The organism is Nocardia salmonicida NBRC 13393 (assembly GCF_001613085.1).
Taxonomy (GTDB): Bacteria; Actinomycetota; Actinomycetes; order Mycobacteriales; family Mycobacteriaceae; genus Nocardia; species Nocardia salmonicida.
The window spans coordinates 131123-146709 of sequence record NZ_BDBR01000010.1; the positions used below are offsets into that span (position 1 = coordinate 131123).

Genomic DNA, 15587 nt, shown 5'->3' on the forward strand with positions numbered 1-15587 from the left:
TCGCTATCGAACGTATATTCGAATACGATCGATAGCTGAAACGGTGCTGTCTTTTCGGCGCGGGGCGGTTTTCCGCTCGCGGGTCCATCGTGGAAGTAGGTGGTGTTGATGGGTTCGGAAGCGTTGTCGCCCGATCGGGGCATGCTCGACGAGCTGCGTAGGCGCATGGCCGCGGTGCCGGGGCGCGGTGAGTCCGCGACCGGGCACATGCCGCGTGAACAGCAATTACGTCGCGATTTGTTGCCGGTGCCGCCGCCGCTGGCCGATCTGCTGCCCGATGGCGGGCTGCCCAAAGGGGCGGTGGTCGCCTACACCGGCGCGCACTCCCTATTGACCGGACTGCTCGCCGCCGTCACCGGAAACGGCGGCCACGCGGCGGTGGTCGGCCTGCCCCGGCTCGGTTTGCTGGCCGCCGCGGAGATGGGTGCCCGGTTGTCCCACCTGGCGGTGATCGCCGATCCCGGCCCCGACCCCGCCGAGGTGGCCGCCGTCCTGCTCGACGGCCTCGACCTGGTGGTCCTCGGCCTGGGCGGCCTCGCTGTCTCGCCCGCCCGCTGTCGCGTCCTCGCCGCCCGCGCCCGCAATCGCGGCGCCACCCTCGTCGTCGCGGGCGAATGGGCCAACCCGACCCTGCGCCTGGACTCGCGCGTCACCGGCTACCGCGGCCTCGGGGCCGGTCGCGGACGCCTGCGTTCGGTCTGCCTCGACGTGCGCGTCAGCGCCAAGGCGGGCCAGACCCGCCACGGCCGCATGGACCTGTGCGCCCAGGTCGGGCGCACCGAATGGCTGCCTCGCGAAAATGTCAGCGGTACAACGGAAGTCACCGCGCTACACGAGGCCGTCTCATGACCGCCGACCTGTTGTCGGGTTCCGGCCGATGGGCGTGAGGGGATCCACCGACTGTCCGGCGGCCGCCGGACAGTCGCCGAGGGTCTCCCGTTCGTTCCCGAGTCGCGCTCGGCACGCCGATGCCGATCGCCTACCGCATTCGTGGGTGTCTCGGTTCGGACGTGGTGTGGCGTGTGGATCGGCGGTGTCGTGGTGACGCGTGTCGATCGGGTGCTGGCAGTGTGGTGCCTGGACTGGCCCGCGGTAGCCGCGGCCGCGGCGGAGGGGGTGTCGGCGGAGCGACCGATCGCGGTGTTGCGGGGGAGTTCGGTGGTGGCGTGTTCGGCGATCGCGCGGGCCGAGGGTGTGCGACGGGGGATGCGGCGCCGGGACGCGCAAGGATGTTGTCCGGGACTTGTTGTCGTGCAGGATGATCCGGATCGGGACGCGCGGTCGTTCGAACCGGTGGTGGGGGCTGTCGATGAGACGGTGCCGGGTGTGGAGGTGTTGCGGCCCGGGCTCATCGTGCTCGGAGCGCGCGGTGCCGCACGGTATTTCGGCTCCGAGGAGGCCGCGGTGGTGCGGTTGATCGACGCGGTCGCCGTAGCGGGAGCGGAGGCGCAGATCGGGATCGCCGATGCCATGTCGACGGCGGTGATCGCGGCCAGGCGCGGGGCGATCGTGGTGCCGGGGGAGGGCGCGAAGTACCTCGCTGGGCTCTCGGTCTCCGAACTCGCGGTGGAACCGAGCCTGGCCGCACCGGAACGCACGGAGTTGGTAGACCTGTTGCGGCGCTTGGGATTGCGCCGCATCGGTGATTTCGCGCGCCTGTCTCCGGCCGAAGTGGCCTCCCGGTTCGGCGCCGACGCCGTGCTCGCCCATCGCACCGCCCGCGCCCTGCCGGAACGCCCACCGTCGGCGCGCCGCCCCGCTCCGGAACTGACCGTCGAGCTGGCCTGCGATCCGCCCATCGACCGGGTCGACGCGGCCGCGTTCGCGGGCAGGCAACTGTCCACCCGGCTGCACGCGGTGTTGTCGGCGGCGGGCGTCGCCTGCACCCGGCTCGCCGTCACCGCGCGCACCGAGGCGGGCGAGGAGCTCACCAGGATCTGGCGCTGCGCCCGCCCGCTCACTCCCGCCGACACCGCCGACCGCGTCCGCTGGCAGCTCGACGGCTGGCTCACCCACCGCGCCCGCCCCACCGGCCCGATCGTAGAGCTCACGCTGGAACCGGTCGAGGTGGTCGCCGCCGGTGCGTTGCAACTCGGTCTGTGGGGCGGCGAGGGGGAGGAAACCGAACGCGCCCGCCGCGCCCTGGTCCGCGTGCAGGGCCTGCTCGGCGGCGAAGCGGTCCGCATCGGCGTGCTCAGCGGCGGCCGCGGCCCCGCCGAACGCATCACCATGATCGCCCTCGGCGACGAACTGACCCCCGCCGCCGACCCCACCCAGCCCTGGCCGGGTCGACTCCCCGAACCCGCCCCCACCCTGCTCCTGCTGCACCGCCCGGTCGTGCACCTGACCGCCGCCGACGGCGCCTCCGTTCTGGTCACCGACCGCGGTCTGTTCACCGCCACCCCCACCCGTTTGCGCTGGGGCCGCAAGGAATGGGCGCTGCTGGGCTGGGCGGGCCCGTGGCCGGTCGCCGAACGCTGGTGGTCCACCGCCGAACCCACCTCCCTGGCCGTGCGCGTCCAAGTCCAGCTCGACGCCGACCCCACCGAAATCCGCGCCGTCCTGCTCGTCTACGACGCGATGCGGTGGCATGCCGAGGGCGTCTACGAGTAGCCCACCGCCCCGGTTCTAGAGTGAAACGACGCCTGTCCGGGGATGGCCCCGGAAGGCTCGGTCGCGGGAGGAGCGCTGTGAACCCATTCGAGGGCATGTTGTGTACGGCGGCCGCGGCCGACCTCCCGCTGCTCGGTACCGCGGGGCACTTCACCGGATGGCTGTGTATCGAGCATCCCGGCGCGTGGGGCGGTGATGTGATCGGTGATGAGGTGCTCGGTCCGGAGATCACCGCCGAACTGGCGGCGCGGACGTCCGCGGCGCGGGTTCGGCCGACGCTGATCCGCCGTCCGGGCCGCAACGAGTTCACCGGTACCCGCACGGTGCTGCTGGTCAGTTCGCGGCCGGAGGGCTCCTGGTGCGAGCGGTTCGAGATCACCGACCTGCGCCAGCTCTTCGACATCGATCTTCATCTCGTCGACGGACCGGCACCGGGAATCGGTGCGCGGGTGGATGATCCGGTGGTCCTGGTCTGCGCCCACGGTAAACGCGACCAGTGCTGTGCCCTGTTGGGCCGCCCGATCGCCGCCGCCCTTGCCGCCGACTACCCGGGCCGGGTCTGGGAGGCCTCGCACACCGGTGGTCACCGCTTCGCCCCCGCGGTCGTCCTGCTTCCCTCCGGCCTCACTTACGGCCGTGTCGACGCCCCCGCCGCCAAGGCGATGCTCGAAGCGGCCGACGTCGACGAGGTCTCCCTGACCGGTCTCCGCGGCCGCAGCTGTTACCCCCCGATCTCCCAGCTCGCTGAAGTGGCTGTGCGCGAACAGTTCCCGGCCGGCGCCACTGACCTCACCGTCCACCCCGACCCGGCTCCCACCGATGACCCGACCCTGGCGGGCGCCGCCGTCGTCACCCACCGCGATGGCCGCCGCTGGCGCGTCACCGCCCGCACCGTCCCCGCCGCCCCGCGCCAAGCCAGCTGCGGCGCCGCTCCCAAGCCGGCCACCTACCTGGAACCCGCTGCCGTAGAACAACTCTGCGAGTCATCCACCATCCAGCCCGAACAGTCCGCCGACCGCTGAGAGCCGGTGGACTATCGGAACTCCGGCGGAATGGCTCTTCCGCGCGATCACCCGGCGACCCTAACGTCGACTCCATGAGCGACATCCGCGAAATCGGCAAGGACGAAACCGAGCTGGCGGGCCCTGCCCTGCTGGAGCTGCGCCCACGGTGGGAGACGACATCGCGGCTGGCCGAGTTCATCGACGCCGAACTCCGCCCCGAGGGCTACCGGCTGGTCGGGATCTTCGAACCAGGCTCTCCCACAGCGCTGTCGGTGGCGGGATTCCGCGAATCCCACTCCACCGCCTGGGGCCACCACCTCTACATCGACGACGTCTCCACTCTCCCCGCGGTGCGCGGTCGAGGCCACGCCGACCACCTGCTCGACTGGCTCACCGCCGAGGCCAGGCGCCTGCGGTGCACGGGGATCCACCTGGACTCCGGCGTCGGCCCCACCCGAGCCGCCGCCCATCGCCTCTATATGCGCCACCATCTGGCCATCACCGCCCACCACTTCACTCTCGACCTGGAGTGAATCGCGGGCGGACCCGGAATCCGCGCCCCGAATCCATGTGGGCCCGAGGCGAACTGAGTGACTACGCGGGGGTCACCAGTGCGTGCCGGGAACCCAGCGGGCCGCGCGGCGCAGAGCGGTGCCGGTGACCTTTCGGGCGGCGGAACGGGTTTTCGGATCTGCCCGAGGGACCGGGGCGGGGGCGTCTTCGGCCGATTCGCCCTTGGCCGCAGGGGAATCCGGCAGCGCGCGGTAGTAGCGGTGCAAGATGCGGTCGCGGAGTTTGGGGGTGATGATGCCGCCGTATTCGGCGAGGGTGCCGAGGGGGACGTCGATGCGTCTCGGGCGTTCGGCGAGGGCACGGACGATCGTGCCCGCGGCCCACTCGGGGGATTCGGAAGGGCCCTGGTCGCCGCTGGGGGCGATCATCGGGGTGCGCACCAACGGCATGTGAATGGTGGTGAAAGTGACTCCGTCGGCGAGGGTTTCGACCGAGGCGACCTCGGTGAACTTGTCCAGGGCCGCCTTGCTGGCGAGATAGGCGGCGAAGCGGGGAGTGGCCACCTGCACGCCGGCGCTGGAGATATTGACGATGTGGCCGAAGCCGCGCTCGCGCATCTGTGGCAGCAGGGCCAACGTCATCCGCAGCGCGCCGAAGTAGTTGACCGCCATGGTGCGTTCGAAGTCGTGCAGGCGGTCGGTGGAGCGGTGGATGGCGCGGCGGATGGACCGGCCCGCGTTGTTGACCAGCATGTCGACGTGGCCGTGCTGGTCGAGAATGGCCTTGACCGCCGAATCCACGGATTCGGAATCGGTGACATCGCACGGGTAGCCGTAGGCCAGCCCGCCCGCGTCGACGATCTCGGTGACCACCGCGGCCAGTTCGTCGGCGCGGCGCGCGAGCAGGAACACGATCCCGCCCTTGTCGGCCACCGAGAGTGCGGCGGCCCGTCCGATCCCGGAGGACGCGCCGGTGATCACGACATGCCTGCCGGTGAGATCGCGCCGCTTGCGGCCTCGTTCACCTGGAGAAACCTGAGACATCACTGCTCCTTTGCAGCTCGTTCCCTCGAACTTACTCCAAAGTAAGTTCGAGGGCCAGGTTCCTCGAGAAACTCGAAAATATGTTCGAATGCCTCTCGCTATTATTCGAACGTATGTGCGATACTGGTCCGCATGGCGGACGATCGGATGGCGGACATCTATGCCGCGGTGCGGCTCGGCGGTGGCGACCCTGATGCGGCGCGCGCGGCGCTGACCAGGCTGTGGAGTGAGATAGGGGAAGGCGGCGACCCGTTGCATCGCTGCGTGGTGGCACATCACCTGGCGGATGTGCAGGAGTTGCCGGAGGGTGCGTTGCTGTGGGACCAGCGGGCGCTGGCCGCGGTGTTCGGGCCGGGCATCCCGCTCGATGAGGGACTGCGCGGGTTCCTGCCCTCGCTGTATCTGAATCTGGCCGACAGTCACCGCCGCGTCGGTGACTTCGAGATGGCGCGGATGCAGTTGGCCATCGCGCGCGGGCACTTGGATGTGCTCGCCAACGATGCCTACGGCGCGGTGATCCGCTCGGGTCTCGGGCATGTGGAGGCCGCGCTGGAATCGCGGTCGATGGAGCGCTTGCCCGCGAATTGAGTTGTCTTCCAACACGAAAGGGATGTGGATGCGGGGGTCGTGAGAGGAGTGGGTGCATGGGCTGGAGCAACGGTACGCCGACCTGGTCGGAGCTGGAACGGGTACTCTCGGGCAAGCCGAGCGGCAGGCCCGCGGAGGACATGCACCCCGGCGACGGCGGCGACAGTCCGGCCTGGTCACGCAAACGCGGCGAGTACCACGCCGCCGGGCTCGACCGGCCGACCGGCCCGACGGTGCCCTACGCCGAGCTGCACACCCACTCCGCCTACAGCTTCCTCGACGGCGCGAGTCAGCCGGAGGAGCTGGTGGAGGAGGCGGTGCGGCTCGGTCTGGAAGCGCTCGCGCTCACCGACCACAACGGGTTCTACGGGACCGTCCGGTTCGCCGAGGCGGCCAGGGAATGGGGAATGCCAACGGTTTTCGGTGCCGAACTGTCACTGGGAACCGATGCGAAGGCGGCGCCGGGCCGAGGGGATGCGGTCCGGCGCCGTTCTGTCCCGCGGGGCGGGGTGCGAGCCACTGCCGATGACGCGGTCGAGCGAGGACACGCGCACGCGCCGGACTCGGTGCCGCGCACCGGATCTCCCGACCCGTTCGGCCCGCATCTGCTGGTGCTGGCCAGGGGGCAGGAGGGGTACCGGCGGCTCTCCAGGGAGATGACCACGGCGCACATGGCCGCGGGGGAGAAGGGCGTGCTGCGCTACGACCTCGACACGCTCGCCGCGGCGGCGGGCGGGCACTGGCACATTCTCACCGGCTGCCGAAAAGGCCACCTGCGCACCGCACTCGAACACGATCTGCGCGGTGGCGATATCCGGCTGCCGAAAGCCGAAGCGGCTCTGCGGGATCTGATCGAAAGATTCGGCGCCGACCGGGTGAGTGTGGAGCTCACCCACCACGGCATCGCCACCGATGACGAGCGCAACGCCCTGCTGATCGCGCTGGCCGACCGGCTCGGTGTTCCCGTACTCGCTACCACCGGTGCGCATTTCGCGTCACCGGCGCAACGTCGACGGGCGATGGCGCTGGCCGCGATCCGTGCCAGGAGCAGTCTCGACGAGATGGCGGGCTGGCTCGCTCCCACCGGCGGTGCGCACCTGCGTTCGGGTACGGAGATGGCGCACCTGTTCGCCGACTACCCGCACGCGGTGGCGAACGCGGTCACCCTGGCTCGCGAATGCGCGTTCGACCTGGGGCTGATCGCCCCGAACCTGCCGCCGTTCGAGGTGCCGCCCGGCTACGACGAGAACTCCTGGCTGCGCGACCTCGCCTATACGGGCGCGGCGCGCCGCTACGGGCCGAGGCAGCGAAACACCAAGGCGTATAAGCAGATCGACCACGAACTAGCGGTGATCGCGGACCTGAACTTTCCCGGCTATTTCCTGGTGGTGCACGATATCGTCCAGTTCTGCAAGGACAGCGACATCCTGTGCCAGGGTCGGGGCTCGGCCGCCAACTCCGCGGTCTGCTACGCCATCGGCATCACCAATGTCGACCCGGTCGGCAACCAACTGTTGTTCGAGCGATTCCTCTCGCCCGAGCGCGACGGGCCACCCGATATCGATGTCGATATCGAATCCGACCGCCGCGAGGAGGCCATCCAGCACGTCTACGCCAAGTACGGACGCGACTTCGCCGCTCAGGTGGCGAACGTGATCACCTACCGGGGTAAGTCCTCGGTGCGCGATGCCGCACGGGCACTCGGCTTCTCACCCGGACAGCAGGACGCGTGGAGCAAGCAGGTGAGCCGCTGGTCCGGGGTGGCCGCCGAGACGGGCACCGATATCCCGGACACGGTTCTCGAACTCGCGGGCGAACTCGACGGTCTGCCGAGGCATTTGGGCATCCACTCCGGCGGCATGGTGATCTGTGATCGACCGATCGCCGACGTGTGCCCGGTGGAGTGGGCGCGGATGGCCGGGCGCAGTGTGCTGCAGTGGGACAAAGACGATTGCGCCGCGGTCGGTTTGGTCAAGTTCGACCTGCTCGGTCTCGGCATGCTCTCGGCGCTGCACTACATGATCGACCTGGTGCGCGAGCACAAGGGCGAGACGGTGGAACTGCACGCGCTCGACCTCACCGAAGCGGGCGTCTACGAGATGCTGCAACGCGCGGACTCCATCGGGGTGTTCCAGGTGGAGTCGCGCGCGCAGATGGCGACGCTGCCCCGGCTGAAGCCGCGTAATTTCTACGATCTGGTCGTCGAGGTGGCGCTGATCCGCCCCGGACCGATTCAGGGCGGCTCGGTGCACCCCTATATCCGCAGGCGTAACGGCAAGGAGCCGGTGGTGTTCGACCATCCCTCGCTGGAGCGCTCGCTCACGCGCACGCTCGGCATCCCGCTGTTCCAGGAACAGCTGATGCAGATGGCCGTCGATGTCGCCGGTTTCAGTGCGGCCGAAGCCGATCAGCTGCGCCGGGCGATGGGATCCAAACGTTCGCCGGAGAAGATGCAACGGCTGAAGACCAGGTTCTACGAGGGCATGCGGAAGCTGCACGGCATCACCGACGAGGTCGCCGACCGCATCTACGAGAAGCTCTACGCCTTCGCCAATTTCGGTTTCCCCGAAAGCCATTCGCAGAGCTTCGCCGCGATCGTGTTCTATTCGTCGTGGTTCAAGCTGCACCATCCGGCCGCGTTCTGCGCCGGGTTGTTGCGCGCGCAGCCGATGGGTTTCTACTCACCGCAGTCGCTGGTCGCCGATGCCCGCCGCCACGGGGTGCGCGTGCACGGTCCCGATATCAACGCCAGCCGTGCCGAACCCACCCTCGAGAACGCGGGCACCGAGATCCGGCTCGGCCTGTCGGGCGTGCGCCACATCGGCACCGACCTCGCCGACCGCATCGTCGCCACCCGTGCCGAACACGGCCCCTTCACCTCGATGCTCGACCTCACCGGCCGCATCGAACTGACCATTCCCCAAACCGAATCCCTCGCTACCGCAGGCGCGTTGAGCAGCTTGGTCGACACTTCGACCGAGCATTCGGCGACGAGCTCTCGGCGGGCGGCGCTGTGGGCGGCGGGAGCGGCGGCCCAGGAACGCGCGAACCTCCTGCCCGGCACCGGCCCCGCCGTCGCGGCACCCGCGCTGCCCGGCATGAGCGCACTCGAACTCGCCGCCGCCGACGTCTGGGCCACCGGTATCTCGCCCGACACCTACCCCACCGAATTCCTTCGCGCCCACCTGAATTCGCTCGGTGTCGTCCCCGCCTGCGATCTACTGCTCGTCGAGGACGGCGCGCGAATCCTGGTGGCAGGCGCTGTCACCCACCGGCAGCGCCCCGCCACCGCCGCGGGCGTCACCTTCCTCAACCTCGAAGACGAAACCGGCATGGTCAATGTGGTCTGCTCGGTCGGCCTGTGGACCCGATACCGCCGCCTCGCCCAGAACGCCACCGCCCTGCTCATCCGTGGCCGCATCCAAAACGCCGAGGGCGCGGCCAGCCTCGTCGCCGACCACCTCGAGCACCTCGACCTGACCATCGTCGCCCGCTCCCGCGACTTCCGCTGACACTGCTCCGCCTTCGAACACGAGTCACCGACCCACCCACGCACTACGCTGCGAAATATGCGCAAGCTTGCCGTGGTGATGATCGCGTTGCTCGGACTCCTGTTCCTGGCCGGGTGCGGCGATGACGACAGTGAGGACGAGGCTGGTCGGGCTACCGCGCCCACCGTCCTCGGCGGGCCCGCACCCGCTGTGGCGCCCGGGTTCCGGGAGGGCGCACCGCAGAAGGACAGTCCGGCGCCGACGGATCAGTCGAACCGGAAAGAGGTGATCACCGGGTCGGTGGATGTCACCTCGGCCGATCCGATCGCCGCCGCCGCGACCGTCACCGGGCAGGTAGATGCCGTCGACGGCCGAATCGACAGCCGCACCGAACAACCCGGCACCGACAAGCGCGCGGCTCGCGCCGTGCTCAGTGTTCGGGTGCCCGCCGACAAGACCGACGCCTTCATCACCGGCCTCGGCGGGGTCGGCACGGTCACCAGGGTGAGCACCAATCGCGACGACGTCACCATGCAATGGCAGGATCTTGATGCCCGTATCCGCGCGTTGCAAGCCTCCGTCGATCGGCTCAAAGCGCTGATCACCGGCGCCACCAACACCGCCGATCTGATCGCGGCGGAGGAGGCGCTGTCGAGCAGGCAGGGCGAACTCGACAGCCTCACCGCGCAGAAACGCAGCCTCGACGATCAGGTGGCGCTGTCGACGCTCACCATCACGCTCACCGCCGACGACAAGAACGCACCCGGCGACCCGGACAACTTCTGGGACGGCATCGTCTCGGGCTGGCATTCGCTGATCGACTGGTTGCAGGACGCGATCGTCTTCGTCGGCAAGGCCGTGCCGTGGCTGGGCTTCCTCGCCGTGATCGGCGGATTGCTGTATGCCGCACTGCGATTGCTGCGCAGGCGCCGTCGTGCCGAAGCGCACGTGCCCACCGCGCCGGTGGCCACGGCTCCCGCTCCGGCAACCACCGCGTCAGGTGCCACCGAACAGACAGCGTCGGCGAAGGAGACCCCCGGTGCCCACAGTGCGGGCGACGATCAAACCGAACAGCCGTAAAGGCCCATTGGTCGAAACCGCCGAGGACGGCTCCCTCACCCTCTACGTCCGTGCCCCGGCCGTAGAGGGCAAGGCGAACAAGGCGGCCATCGAACTCCTCGCCGACCATTTCGGCGTCGCCAAGTCCGCCGTCCGGTTGACCGCGGGCGCTACCTCGCGGTTCAAGCGCTTCGATATCGACTGAGTCAGACCGCGCCCGGAAAACCTAGCTGCCGCCACGCCTCGTACACCGATACCGCCGCCGCGTTCGACAGATTCATCGAACGTCGCCCCGGCAGCATCGGAATGCGGACCTGCTCGGTGATCTGCGGATCGGTCAGCACTTCCTCGGGCAGACCCGTGGGCTCGGTGCCGAACAGCAGCGCGTCGTTGTCGCGATAGGCGATATCGGTGAAGCGGGTGGTGGCCTGGGTGGTGAAGGCGAAGACCCGGCCGGGCCGGATCGCCGCGAACGCCGTCGCCAGGTCGGGATGCACGGTCACCACCGCGAGGTCGTGATAGTCCAGTCCGGCTCGTCGCAGCTTGGACTCCGAGAGATCGAAGCCGAGCGGTTCGATCAGGTGTAGCGCGCAGCCGGTCCCCGCGGCCAACCGGATCGCGTTGCCGGTATTGGGCGGAATCACGGGCTCGTGAAAGATCAGGTGCAGCACAGCGGACCACTCTGTCATGCGCCACCCCGTCCGCGCGCAGGCGGTATCTGGAACAATCGGGCTCGTGAACGAGGCGGAGACGACCGGCAAGCACCGGGTCGCGCGGTTGAGCGCGGGGGAGCAGTATCTGCGCAGTCATCTGCCGATGACCGTGGTGACAGCGCTGATCGTGATCGCGGTCGGCTTCGTCGCCTGGGATCGGTGGCGTCGCGGCGCGCTGATCTTCGGCAGCGCCGCCCTGGTGGCCGCCGCGTTCCGGCTGTGCTTGCCGACCGTGCAGGTGGGCTTGCTCGCCGTACGCAGCCGTCCGTTCGATGTGGCCGCGCTGACCGCGCTCGGCAGCGCCATCGTCTTCCTGGCGGCCACCATCAACACGCTCGGCGTTTCCTAGTTCAGGCGGAGGTCCTGTCCCACAGGCTGTGGGTGCCGTTGCTGCCGTAGAGCGCACGGGCATCGCTCGGGCTGATCGTGGCCCGGGTTCGTGGTGGTGCGGCGCCGGCGTGGGCGGCCAGGATCTGTCCGGTCATCTTCGCGACGTACGGGCTGGCCATGATCAGGCCACGGTTGTCGCGACGAGCGGCGGCCCGGACGAGCGCCTTGCCCGGGACGCGCACCGCGGCGTCGACGACCCGGGGCATGTCGAATCGGCCGAGCTCGCGCATCCAGGCGGGCAGCGTCGAGATCGTCGCCAGCGACAGCACCCGACCACCGGCCGCGAACGTCATGCCCTTGCTCACCGACGGCCACAGCAGGAAATGCATGGCCTCGACCGCCCGCTCGCTGACGCACAACTGCGGCCGAACGCGCTCGAAGTACGCGCGCACCTCGGCCCGATCGCGCGGCACATCCGAAGGCTTGCAGGTCTGCAGCTCGGCGGCGATCACGCACTCGGCCCAGTACCGATCCTCCTCGGCGGGACTCAGCGGCCCCGGTCCGAACATCTCGTAGGCCTTGAGGACCGAATGCCACCCGGTGACGTGGATCCACAGCTGGGAGTCGGGGTTGTTGGCGCTGTAGCGCTTGCCGCTGATCGGTTCGATGCCCGTCATCGGAGCGTGCACCTTCATCAGGTGCTCGGCGGCCTGGATGGCGGTGCGGCCGTCACCCAGCGCGACCAGCAGGAAGTAGGACAGCGTGTGGTCGAGGCGGGTGGCGGGATTGTCGTAGATCCCGTGTGAATCGGCGACCGCGGCGGTCAGGAACGGATCGAAGTGTTCGAGCGTGACCGCGCGCTGGAAGCCGATCAGCGCGGTCGGCGCCGCCCACACCTTCCAGGTGGGGGAATCCGGTCCGAAGAAGCCGTGGTCGTCGCGACGGAGAGTCGACGCATCGAAAGCCATTGCACATGCCCCTTTGCAGTGCGAGGGATATTTGAATACAACACCACCGTAGCAATGGCTCGACGTGAATACAACGGTTGCGTAGGATTTGTGACGACAGGGTCGGCGGGTATCGTCGGCGAGCGAAAGGCAGGTGGGCGGTGACCTCGACGCAGGAGCAGCGACCTCGACGCCGCTATGCGCCGCGCCTGCCGCCGGAGCAGCGCCGCGCGCAACTGCTCGACGCCGCGTTCACCGTCCTGGGCCGGATGGAACTGCACGAGTTGAGCATGGAGGCCGTCGCGCAGGAGGCGGGCGTCGGAAAACCTGTGCTGTACACGGTGTTCAAGACCCGCGCCGAACTCGTCGAAGCGCTGCTGGAGCGCGAACGGGAACGCGGACTGGATCAGATCGCCGACACGCTGCCCGAAGACCTGCTCGGCGCCGACCCCTTAGCTGCCGCCTCGGCAACTGTCGAAGCGTTCGTCGGTGTGGCACTGGCGAATCCGACCCGCTGGCGGCTGATCCTCGCCACCCCGGCGAGTGCGCCCGACGAATACCGTGCGGCGCTTCGTGCTTCGCGCGCCGAGATCTTGGAGCGCGCGGAATCGCTTGTCCGCATGGGCATCTCCGTGCTGCCCCGATGGTCGGGTATGGATGCCGGACTACTCGCGAACTCGACCCTCACCATCGCCGAAATGCTCGGTCAGCTGGGGGTCAGCGAGCCGGAGGAGTATCCGCGCGAACGACTTCAGGCCTACGTCCGCTCGATCGTCGCCCTGCTGACGGGACCGTGAAGGTCAGCGGTTCTCCCGCGCGAGGCGCATCGTCTCGGTGAGCAGCTTCGACACCGCGGCGGCCTCGGTGAGGAACCCGTCGTGCCCGTCGCGTGAGTGCACGACCTCGAGCCCCGCGCAGCCGGGCAGACCTTCGGCCAGCTCGGCCTGAGTGTTCAAGGGGTACAGGCGATCCGAGTCGACCCCGCCGACCACGCACGGCACCGATGTCGAAGCCAGCGCGGCAGCGATACCGCCGCGCCCGCGACCCACATCGTGGCGGTTCATGGCTTCGCTGAGCAGCACATAGGTGGCCGGATCGAACCGCTGGACAAGCTTGTCGGCCTGGTGCTCGAGGTAGCTCTGCACCGCGTAGCGCCCACCGGTCCACGGGTCTTCGTCGCCCTGGGGCTTGTTGGTGAAGCGGTGGTCGAGTTCACCCTCGGTGCGGTAGGTCAGGTGCGCGATGCGCCGGGCCAGGCCCATGCCGGTCATCGGCGCGCGACCGGTGCCGTGATAGTCGCCGCCCTGCCAGTCGGGATCGGCCGTGATGACGGCCATCTGGGTGGTCTGGGTGCCGATCTGATCGGCGGTGGCGCGGGCGCCGACGGCCAGCACGAGCGCGGCGCTGACCCGCTCCGGCAGGCCGATGATCCACTCGAGCACCCGCATGCCGCCCATCGAGCCGCCGACGACAGCGCCGAGCCGCTCGATCCCGAGCACCTCGAACAACTGCGCTTCGGCCTGCACCTGGTCGCGGATGTTCAGCTCGGGAAACCGTGCGCCCCATGGCTTTCCGTCGGAGGCGAGCGAGGACGGGCCGGTGCTGCCCTTGCAGCCGCCCAGCACGTTGGTCGCGATCACACACCACTCGTCGGTGTCGATCGGCGCGCCGGGCCCGACCATGCCCTCCCACCAGCCGGGCGCTCCGTCGGGCCCACCGACGACATGGGAGTCGCCGGTGAGCGCGTGTTCGACGAGCACCACATTGTCCAGGGTGGGCGAGAGCTCGCCCCAGCGTTGCACCGCCAGTTGCACATCGGGGACGACGGCGCCGTTCTCCAGCGCCACATCCCCGATGGCGACCACGCCGACGCGCCCGTCCGGCGGTGGCAGCAGGGCCACCCCGGTTCCGGGTCGGGCGATCGGCGATTCGGTGCTCACGGTCACGTCGTCGCCGCCGCGAACCCGGCCCGCAGATCGGCCAGAATGTCGTCGATTCCCTCGATGCCCACCGCGAGCCTGACCAGGCCGGGAGTGACTCCGGCCGCCAGCTGCTCTGCGGGCGTCAACTGCGAGTGCGTGGTCGACGCCGGGTGAATCACGAGTGAACGCACATCACCGATGTTAGCTACATGGCTGTGCAGGCTGAGCGCGTCCACGAACTTCTTGCCCGCGTCGACGCCGCCCGCCAGCTCGAACGCCACGATCGCGCCCGCGCCCTTGGGCGCCAGCTCCTTGGCCCGCGCGTGCCAGGGCGAGGACTCGAGGCCCGCGTAGAACACCGCGTCGACGCCCGGCTGCTCGGCGACGAACTTCGCGACCGACTCCGCATTGCTGACATGCCGCTCGACCCGCAGGCTCAGCGTCTCGATGCCCTGCGCGATGAGGAACGCGTTGAACGGCGAGACCGCCGCACCCAGATCGCGCAGCAACTGCACGCGAGCCTTCAGCGCGAACGCGGGCGCGCCAAGATCGGCGAACACCGCGCCGTGGTAGCTGGGGTCGGGCTCGGTGAAACCGGGGAAGCGCGCGTTGCCGTCGGCGTCGCGCACGGTCCAGTCGAACGTGCCGCCGTCGACGATCACGCCCGCCACGGCCGCGCCGTGCCCGCCCAGGTACTTCGTCGCCGAATGGACGACGATGTCGGCGCCGTGGGCCAGCGGCTGGATCAGGTACGGGGTGGCGACGGTGTTGTCCACGATCAGCGGAAGGCCGTTCGCGTGCGCGACACCGGCGATACCGGGGATGTCGAACACCGCGCTGCTCGGGTTGGCGATGGTCTCGCCGTAGAACGCCTTGGTGTTCGGCTGGATCGCGGCCTTCCACTGCTCGAGATCATCGGGGTCCTCGACGAACGAGACCGTGATCCCCAGCTTGGGCAGCGAGTAGTGGAAGAGGTTGTAGGTGCCGCCGTAGAGGTGTGGGCTGGAGACGATGTGGTCGCCCGCGCTCGCCAGGTTCAGGATCGCGTAGGTCTCCGCGGCCTGGCCCGAGGCCAGCAGCAGCGCCGCGACGCCGCCTTCGAGCGCGGCCACGCGCTGCTCCACCGCGTCCTGGGTGGGGTTCATGATCCGGGTGTAGATGTTGCCCGGCTCGGCGAGACCGAACAGCGCCGCGGCGTGATCGGTGTCGCGGAAGGTGTAGGAGGTGGTCTGGTAGATCGGCAGCGCCCGCGCGTTGGTGGTCGCGTCGGGGGCCTGGCCCGCGTGGACCTGCTTGGTCTCGAAGGACCAGTTCTCGGGCAGGGAAGAGTCAGTCATGTCGTGCTCCAAAGGGTGTCAGCCGGG

General features: G+C 69.3%; 15 protein-coding genes. 10 read left to right on the top strand and 5 right to left on the bottom strand.

Features of this window, described 5'->3' with window-relative positions:
• The first annotated feature begins 108 nt into the window (after positions 1–108).
• The 4 genes from imuA' to NS1_RS12170 all read left to right on the top strand — a co-directional run bounded on the left by imuA' (position 109) and on the right by NS1_RS12170 (position 4150).
• Positions 109–849, top strand: a complete 741-nt coding sequence (imuA', locus tag NS1_RS12155; RefSeq protein WP_062984260.1) for a DnaE2-dependent mutagenesis accessory factor ImuA' — start codon at positions 109–111, stop codon at positions 847–849.
• A gap of 192 nt (positions 850–1041) precedes the next feature.
• A complete protein-coding gene (locus NS1_RS12160) occupies positions 1042–2613 on the top strand; it encodes a DNA polymerase Y family protein (RefSeq protein WP_062984491.1) in 1572 nt (523 codons plus the stop codon).
• A 95-nt stretch (positions 2614–2708) separates the two neighbouring features.
• Positions 2709–3635: a ferredoxin family protein gene (locus tag NS1_RS12165; protein ID WP_062984262.1), complete on the top strand. Its 927-nt coding sequence runs from the start codon at positions 2709–2711 to the stop codon at positions 3633–3635.
• A gap of 74 nt (positions 3636–3709) precedes the next feature.
• On the top strand, positions 3710–4150 hold the full coding sequence (locus NS1_RS12170; RefSeq protein ID WP_062984264.1) for a GNAT family N-acetyltransferase: 441 nt from the start codon (positions 3710–3712) through the stop codon (positions 4148–4150).
• A 72-nt stretch (positions 4151–4222) separates the two neighbouring features.
• On the opposite strand, the gene NS1_RS12175 is transcribed toward NS1_RS12170, so the two are convergent.
• Positions 4223–5173: an SDR family NAD(P)-dependent oxidoreductase gene (locus tag NS1_RS12175; protein WP_062984266.1), complete on the bottom strand. Its 951-nt coding sequence runs from the start codon at positions 5171–5173 to the stop codon at positions 4223–4225.
• Between the two features lie 132 nt (positions 5174–5305).
• On the opposite strand from NS1_RS12175, the gene NS1_RS12180 reads away from it, so the two are divergent.
• Genes NS1_RS12180 through NS1_RS12195 form a run of 4 tightly spaced genes read left to right on the top strand, consistent with a single transcriptional unit; the run spans position 5306 to position 10516 of the window.
• A complete protein-coding gene (locus tag NS1_RS12180) occupies positions 5306–5761 on the top strand; it encodes a hypothetical protein (RefSeq protein ID WP_063816123.1) in 456 nt (151 codons plus the stop codon).
• Positions 5762–5817: 56 nt separating this feature from the next.
• Complete coding sequence (locus tag NS1_RS12185; protein ID WP_062984268.1) at positions 5818–9273, top strand: error-prone DNA polymerase; 3456 nt, start codon at positions 5818–5820, stop codon at positions 9271–9273.
• Between the two features lie 57 nt (positions 9274–9330).
• On the top strand, positions 9331–10332 hold the full coding sequence (locus NS1_RS12190) for a DUF4349 domain-containing protein (protein WP_062984270.1): 1002 nt from the start codon (positions 9331–9333) through the stop codon (positions 10330–10332).
• Positions 10292–10516 carry a DUF167 domain-containing protein gene (locus tag NS1_RS12195; RefSeq protein WP_056818173.1) on the top strand — a complete coding sequence of 75 codons (225 nt, stop codon included), beginning with the start codon at positions 10292–10294 and terminating at the stop codon, positions 10514–10516. Before NS1_RS12190 ends, NS1_RS12195 begins: the two co-directional genes overlap by 41 nt.
• Position 10517: 1 nt before the next feature.
• Here NS1_RS12195 and NS1_RS12200 read toward each other — a convergent pair whose 3' ends face one another.
• The gene (locus NS1_RS12200; RefSeq protein ID WP_056818171.1) at positions 10518–11000 is read right to left on the bottom strand and encodes a tRNA (cytidine(34)-2'-O)-methyltransferase; all 483 of its coding nucleotides are present in this window, start codon (positions 10998–11000) and stop codon (positions 10518–10520) included.
• 46 nt (positions 11001–11046) lie between these two features.
• On the opposite strand from NS1_RS12200, the gene NS1_RS12205 reads away from it, so the two are divergent.
• Entirely contained in the window at positions 11047–11373 is a 327-nt protein-coding gene (locus NS1_RS12205; RefSeq protein WP_235569656.1) for a DUF3017 domain-containing protein, read from the top strand.
• Position 11374: 1 nt separating this feature from the next.
• Here the strand turns inward: NS1_RS12205 and NS1_RS12210 are convergent, their stop codons facing one another.
• Positions 11375–12322, bottom strand: coding sequence for an oxygenase MpaB family protein (locus NS1_RS12210; protein WP_062984272.1), 948 nt, complete (start codon positions 12320–12322; stop codon positions 11375–11377).
• Positions 12323–12462: 140 nt separating this feature from the next.
• Here NS1_RS12210 and NS1_RS12215 point away from each other — a divergent pair, with 140 nt between their 5' ends.
• A complete protein-coding gene (locus NS1_RS12215; RefSeq protein ID WP_062984275.1) occupies positions 12463–13098 on the top strand; it encodes a TetR/AcrR family transcriptional regulator in 636 nt (211 codons plus the stop codon).
• Between the two features lie 3 nt (positions 13099–13101).
• On the opposite strand, the gene metX is transcribed toward NS1_RS12215, so the two are convergent.
• Positions 13102–14247 carry a homoserine O-acetyltransferase MetX gene (gene metX / locus NS1_RS12220; protein WP_218019921.1) on the bottom strand — a complete coding sequence of 382 codons (1146 nt, stop codon included), beginning with the start codon at positions 14245–14247 and terminating at the stop codon, positions 13102–13104.
• Complete coding sequence (locus tag NS1_RS12225; RefSeq protein WP_062984493.1) at positions 14244–15560, bottom strand: bifunctional o-acetylhomoserine/o-acetylserine sulfhydrylase; 1317 nt, start codon at positions 15558–15560, stop codon at positions 14244–14246. Before NS1_RS12225 ends, metX begins: the two co-directional genes overlap by 4 nt.
• Positions 15561–15587 lie beyond the last annotated feature (27 nt).

What these genes read in the sequence shown, in the direction of transcription:
- imuA' (WP_062984260.1), top strand. Translation starts at nt 109, where the DNA reads ATGGGTTCGGAAGCGTTGTCGCCCGATCGGGGCATGCTCGACGAGCTG.
- NS1_RS12165 (WP_062984262.1), top strand. Translation starts at nt 2,709, where the DNA reads ATGTTGTGTACGGCGGCCGCGGCCGACCTCCCGCTGCTCGGTACCGCG.
- NS1_RS12170 (WP_062984264.1), top strand. Translation starts at nt 3,710, where the DNA reads ATGAGCGACATCCGCGAAATCGGCAAGGACGAAACCGAGCTGGCGGGC.
- NS1_RS12175 (WP_062984266.1), bottom strand. Translation starts at nt 5,173, where the DNA reads ATGTCTCAGGTTTCTCCAGGTGAACGAGGCCGCAAGCGGCGCGATCTC.
- NS1_RS12180 (WP_063816123.1), top strand. Translation starts at nt 5,306, where the DNA reads ATGGCGGACGATCGGATGGCGGACATCTATGCCGCGGTGCGGCTCGGC.
- NS1_RS12185 (WP_062984268.1), top strand. Translation starts at nt 5,818, where the DNA reads ATGGGCTGGAGCAACGGTACGCCGACCTGGTCGGAGCTGGAACGGGTA.
- NS1_RS12190 (WP_062984270.1), top strand. Translation starts at nt 9,331, where the DNA reads ATGCGCAAGCTTGCCGTGGTGATGATCGCGTTGCTCGGACTCCTGTTC.
- NS1_RS12200 (WP_056818171.1), bottom strand. Translation starts at nt 11,000, where the DNA reads ATGACAGAGTGGTCCGCTGTGCTGCACCTGATCTTTCACGAGCCCGTG.
- NS1_RS12210 (WP_062984272.1), bottom strand. Translation starts at nt 12,322, where the DNA reads ATGGCTTTCGATGCGTCGACTCTCCGTCGCGACGACCACGGCTTCTTC.
- NS1_RS12225 (WP_062984493.1), bottom strand. Translation starts at nt 15,560, where the DNA reads ATGACTGACTCTTCCCTGCCCGAGAACTGGTCCTTCGAGACCAAGCAG.